Origin of the sequence: Odoribacter sp. N15.MGS-14 (assembly GCF_000980245.1) — a bacterium.
GTDB classification, from domain to species: Bacteria; Bacteroidota; Bacteroidia; order Bacteroidales; family Marinifilaceae; genus Odoribacter; species Odoribacter splanchnicus.
Map to the genome: position 1 here is coordinate 22,486 of NZ_LARE01000040.1, position 6,077 is coordinate 28,562.

The following is a 6,077-nucleotide window of genomic DNA, read 5'->3' on the forward strand; positions in this document are numbered from 1 at the left end:
TTTATTATTTTTGTTTTCGTTTTAAACTAAATGGATATAGCAAATGAAAAATCGACTGGTCCTATATAATACTTTATCGCGCAAGAAAGAACAGTTCGAACCGATCAATCCTCCTTTTGTCGGGTTGTACGTTTGCGGGCCCACCGTCTACGGGGATGCCCATTTGGGACATGCCCGTCCGGCCATTACTTTCGACCTGTTGTTCCGGTATCTGAAATATCTGGGCTACAAAGTGCGTTATGTGCGTAACATCACCGATGTCGGCCATCTTACTGACGACAGTGACGACGGCGAAGACAAAATCGAGAAGAAAGCGAAGCTCGACCGGTTGGAACCGATGGAAATCGTTCAGTTTTATACCAACCGCTACCATCACAATATGGAGCAATTGAACACCCTTCCGCCCAGTATAGAGCCTCATGCTTCGGGCCATATCATCGAGCAGGAAGAATTGGTGAAAAAAATCCTGGACAACGGATTCGCTTACGAGAGCGACGGAAGTATTTATTTCGATGTCGAGGCTTACAACAAAAAATACAGCTATGGGAAACTATCCGGCCGCCGGGTGGAAGAGTTATTTGCCAACACCCGTCAGTTAGACGGCCAGGGAGAAAAACGGAATCCGGCCGATTTCGCCCTATGGAAAAAAGCTACTCCGGAACATATCATGCGCTGGCCTTCTCCGTGGAGTAACGGTTTTCCGGGTTGGCACCTGGAATGTTCGTGCATGAGCCAGAAGTATCTGGGCGACCGTTTCGATATCCATGGCGGCGGGCTGGACCTGCAGTTTCCCCACCACGAATGTGAGATTGCCCAAAGTACGGCTGCCTACGGACACGAAGCCGTGAAATATTGGATGCACAACAATATGGTCACTATCAAGGGACAGAAAATGGGCAAATCGCTGGGGAATTTCATCACCCTGGACCAACTCTTTTCGGGAGAAAACGATGTGCTCGAGCAAGCCTATTCCCCGATGACCGTCCGTTTCTTTATCCTGCAGGCCCACTACCGGAGTCCGCTGGATTTCTCGAACGAGGCCCTGAAAGCCGCCCAAAAGGGATATGAACGCCTGATGGCAGCAGTCCGGGCACTGGACAAAGTGAAAGCTTCGGCCGGTAATACGGTAGATGTGGATGAACTGATCACCCAATGTGAAGAAGCGATCGATGACGACCTCAACACACCGGTCCTGATCTCCCACTTGTTCGACGGAGTACGGATGATCAATTCACTGGTGGCAGGAAACGAGAAGATAGATGCCGGTAATCTGGCTAAATTGAAAAAACTGTATCAGGATTATGTATTCGATATCCTGGGGCTGAAGGCCGAAAGCGAATCGGTGAGCCAGGATCACGAAGTGCTGGGGAAAATATTGGATATGGTGATGTCTATCCGTACAGAAGCCAAGCAAAAGAAAGACTGGGCCACTTCCGACAAGATCAGGGACGAACTGAAAGCAGCCGGAGTCGCCATTAAGGATACCAAAGAGGGATATGAATGGGAACTGGTAGAAAATTGAACAGATACGAACAGCGGATGACCTGTTTTTTTTACATATTATGTGCCTTTTTCATCTGTTCCTGCGGAGGGAATAAAACGGCGAACAAAGAAAAAAAAACTCCTTTGGCTGCAGAACTTCCGAAAGACGAGGTGAAGTATGTGAAAAGTATTCAACTTACATCGCCCGGGAAAGATAAGATGTATGCTTTCAACGAGGAGATCGTTATCGGTTTTGAAAGCAAGGACCGTTTCCCTGTCGATTCTGCCGCCTTCTATATCGACGGCCAGCAAATCGCAACGGCCGTTAAAGAGGACCGGAGTTTTACTTACCGGATACCTGAAGGTAAAACCGGCAATATGACCATCAAAGTGATGGCGTGGCATCCGGACAACAAACGGGGAATCGCGACAACGACGATCCGGGTGAAACCCGATCAGGCTCCGGCCATTTACAGTTATGAAGTAGTCAACGTTTTTCCTCACGATCCGAAAGCCTATACGCAAGGTTTGATCTATCAGGACGGTTTCATGTACGAAGGGACGGGGCAATATGGCGAATCGTCTATTCGTAAAACAGACATGCAAACCGGTAAAACTCTATCGGTCTTAAATATCGACAGTCAGTTATTCGGAGAAGGGATCACGATATATGAAGATAAAATTTACCAGATCACCTGGCGGTCACGCAAAGGTTTCATTTACGATCTGAAAACTTTTACCCTGGAATCGACCTTCAATTATAATTCCGAAGGTTGGGGGATTACTACGGCCGGAGACCACCTGATCATGAGCGACGGCAGCAACAAGCTTTACCATATCGCTCCGTCGACGTTCAATATACTGAAAGAAGTAGAAGTATACGATCATAACGGTCCGGTAGACCAACTGAACGAACTGGAATACGTAGACGGTATGATCTGGGCGAATGTGTGGCTGACCGACCGGATTGTCGTCATCGATCCGGAAACCGGCATTGTCCGGGGCGAGCTGAACCTGCCCGGACTCTTGCCTGCCGCCGATAAAGCCCGGCTAGACGACAAAGACGATGTGCTGAACGGTATCGCGTGGAATGCCGGGAAAGGAACTTTTTATGTCACCGGGAAACGGTGGCCGAAACTATTTGAAATCAAGGTAAAACTTATTCCATATGGACGTTAAAATTGAAGAATCCTGGAAAGCACTGCTTCAGGAAGAATTTGACAAACCGTATTTTGCTGAACTGATCGCTTTTGTAAAAAACGAATACGCCCAAACCCGGATTTTCCCTCCCGGCAAACTGATATTCAATGCATTCAACCATTGTACGGTAGACAATACGAAAGTCGTTATCCTCGGCCAGGATCCTTACCACGGTCCCGGACAGGCGCACGGCCTTTGTTTTTCCGTGCCCGAAGGTATCGAGCAACCGCCTTCCCTGCAAAATATATTTAAAGAAATACACGATGACCTGGGTACTCCTGTTCCCCGTTCGGGCAACCTGGAACGCTGGTCGGACCAGGGGGTACTGCTGCTCAATGCAACGCTTACCGTACGGGCCCACCAAGCCGGTTCGCACCAGAACAAAGGCTGGGAAACTTTCACCGATGCCGTTATCCGCAAGATCGCAGAAAAGAAAGAACACCTGGTATTCCTGTTGTGGGGATCCTATGCCCAACGCAAAGGCGCATTTATCGATACCGACCGGCACCTGGTGCTTAAATGCGTACACCCCTCCCCGCTTTCTGCCAACCGGGGCGGATGGTTCGGCAATCACCAGTTCAGCCGCACAAACCAATATCTACGGGAACATGGGTTGAAGGAAATCGAATGGTAGAGTAAGAGGCAAATATTCACAGCTCAATTGACGCTCCCTCTGCCTGAATTTTATCAACTTGTTTCCGATGTTGCTTAGCTATAAATTTAGTTATTTTCTTTTAGTTTTTGAAATAATAAGGCTTCGATACGTGGATTAAATAGGGGATTCCCTGCCAAAATGACTTTATTATTTTCATCTAAAAGAAAGGTGTGTAATACTTTGTTTGTTGGAATATGCGGATTGTATTGTGGAAATACTATCTTTTGAGATTGTAATTGAAATCATTCCTGTTTCAGTTTAACTGTACGAGAACAAGAAGTGATTGTTATCGTACATAATAGTAAATAACAAAAATGCTTTACCATAGTTATGATTGAATAGGTTGGCTATAAATCAAAATTCCCTAAATGATATTCATACTCATCATCCCGATAAATGACATAACCTGTCTTTAAACTTTCATCGATTATAATATCCATAATATTGACTCCCAAATCATATTGTCTAATGGGTAGCCCCTGCCAATCGAATACAGAAAGTTTTTCGATCCGGGTCTCAAGATCCTTTGTTCCGTTTAATGCTATATATATGTAATTATCCGTGGCATATACTGTCCTCCATCCTCTGATACTTTCCTGCCAAAGTGGAAACCCGTCTGCTTTATAAGTTGGTTCATAAATATAACTTGTATTCGAATGTGTGATCTTATTTTGCTGTATATTGAAAAACTCCAGAATGGCACCGCAATGCGTAAAATTCAGGAATTTTGTTCCATCCGGCTTTATGAGGACAGCTGAACAATAGAAATAGTAATTTTCCAATACTTTTTCCGGGGTAATCTGGGTGGTGATTGGAGAATAGTGAGTACAGGAATCAATCAGGTTCAGGTTTTTATCGTATAAAGCAAAACGACTATATGCATTATAAGTTGTTAAATAATGATCGGGGTCTAATCTAAAGAAAGCAGTACTGGATAAGGGTTGTCGTAACCTTTTTTCTGCAATGTTTACTTTCCCCCAAGGAAGTGAATCCAATTGAAAAATAGTTATTCTGCTTTGATTCAGTGATCCCACATACATGGATTTTGTTTCATAATCCATAGAAATACCGTTTACATGTATCAATTCTCCATACCCTCTCCCCCGGTTACCGAAACTCAGCCTATATGCTCCCGAATATCGGTTATAAACATGAAATAATTGTTCGTTTCGAACACTTTCATGCTTCATAATTAAAAAGCTGTCTAATATGATCGTATTCGGAGAAAAATCCTCTATCGTGTCTCTCAAAACAGTAACGGTTCGTTTTATTGATTCACTGAATTTCGGTACTGTATAACTAACTTCGGTTTTCGATTTCTGACAAGCGAGAAATGAAATTACACCTAAAAATAAGGCTAGTGCTTTTTTCATAAGATTCTTACAGCTGTTTTTGAAATTAAAATTACAAGAGATAAAGATAGATTTAAATTTCAAATTTATACCGGTATAATTCCTCGTTACCTTTTAATCCGTATATATAATGATGTTTTTCATCCACTGCAAAATAAATAATATTGTCGGGAATCCGGATTTTAGCTATAGGTGCTCCTTCCCAATTGAATACGTGAATTTCAGTCTCTCCTTCCGCATGAGAAAATAAATTATCTTTCTTATTAACATAAAGCGCGTAGATATATTCCGAAGAAACTTGTAATGACGAATAATACAGAATAAAATCTGATTCCGGCAAGTGGGCTGTCTCAAAAATATCGATGGGAGGTTGATAAGACAAAGAAAAATTGGTTTTCATATCACTGGAAAATACATTTATTTGATTAAAAAACAACATATTGCCAGCAAACAAATCTTTCTCCGGATGCCTGGTTATTCCCATGCTCAATAAAGGAACAGGAATCGATTTCGGGATATAGGATTTCAAAAATTCATATTCCTGGATCGTTTGGCCGGTATGTTGATTTTGTACGGAAAGACAGATATTACCGGGAACATATTTTTGTAAAAGCACCATGGAGTCGTTCACTTGAAAATAACTACAATCTGAAGTAATCCGGAAAATGGTATCACATACAGTCCGGCCAATCCGGAGAGACTGGGTAATATTTAATAATGCCCGTTTTTGTAAAGCACCATCCGAGATCCATAGGACCAGATTGTCATCTTTAAAAAAATAATCCTGGGAAAATTGCACAGATAGAAACTCATCAGGGCCTCTGCCCTGAGAAAGGAATTTTCCCAGATATTGCCAATTGTCAGTCGAATACATTTCGAAAAAATCATTATAACCACTCGCTTTAAAGGCAAACAAAAGGGTATCTATAACCATAAGATCGTTTATCCCTATAATTTCCAGATCTATCTTTTCACTTTCGGCAATTTGCGTGACCGGAAAGTCATAAATAATCGTATTATTTCCTGTAGATACGTTCGTATTGCCGTTATGACAAGAAGTAAAAATGAAGAGCAAAAGAACTAAAAAACCGATTTTCATAAAATGTATCATTTATATTTTTACTTGCTTCAAAAGGCAGGAGTGTATCGAAAGTAAATATCAAGCTCAACAGAATAATGACTTCCGACATACTCCTGAAAAAAGTTCAGCAATCGTTATTCATAAGTATAACAATAACCGTTTTTCTCCCCTAAAGGTTTATATTCCGGCCATGTTATACAACCATCACCGACACCTGTTCTTTCATAGGTAATATAATGAGAACCTTTTCGATATTCCTTGCCACCATGTGTATCATGTTTCACACGCTGTGACCCAGTTTCGTCCG

General features: G+C 42.5%; 5 protein-coding genes. 3 read left to right on the top strand and 2 right to left on the bottom strand.

Annotated elements, in window-relative coordinates; genetic code table 11:
* The first annotated feature begins 43 nt into the window (after positions 1-43).
* From cysS to ung, 3 genes are read left to right on the top strand one after another with little or no spacing between them, the layout of a single operon-like run.
* Positions 44-1,522: a cysteine--tRNA ligase gene (gene cysS, locus WS34_RS09595; RefSeq protein WP_046404489.1), complete on the top strand. Its 1,479-nt coding sequence runs from the start codon at positions 44-46 to the stop codon at positions 1,520-1,522.
* Positions 1,501-2,661, top strand: coding sequence for a glutaminyl-peptide cyclotransferase (locus tag WS34_RS09600; RefSeq protein WP_046404491.1), 1,161 nt, complete (start codon positions 1,501-1,503; stop codon positions 2,659-2,661). Before cysS ends, WS34_RS09600 begins: the two co-directional genes overlap by 22 nt.
* Positions 2,651-3,316: a uracil-DNA glycosylase gene (gene ung, locus WS34_RS09605; protein WP_013613058.1), complete on the top strand. Its 666-nt coding sequence runs from the start codon at positions 2,651-2,653 to the stop codon at positions 3,314-3,316. Before WS34_RS09600 ends, ung begins: the two co-directional genes overlap by 11 nt.
* Positions 3,317-3,684: 368 nt before the next feature.
* Here the strand turns inward: ung and WS34_RS09610 are convergent, their stop codons facing one another.
* Both WS34_RS09610 and WS34_RS09615 read right to left on the bottom strand, forming a co-directional pair.
* The gene (locus tag WS34_RS09610) at positions 3,685-4,710 is read right to left on the bottom strand and encodes a BF3164 family lipoprotein (RefSeq protein WP_286693698.1); all 1,026 of its coding nucleotides are present in this window, start codon (positions 4,708-4,710) and stop codon (positions 3,685-3,687) included.
* Between the two features lie 52 nt (positions 4,711-4,762).
* Positions 4,763-5,788 carry a BF3164 family lipoprotein gene (locus WS34_RS09615; RefSeq protein WP_046404495.1) on the bottom strand — a complete coding sequence of 342 codons (1,026 nt, stop codon included), beginning with the start codon at positions 5,786-5,788 and terminating at the stop codon, positions 4,763-4,765.
* Between the last annotated feature and the right edge of the window lie 289 nt (positions 5,789-6,077).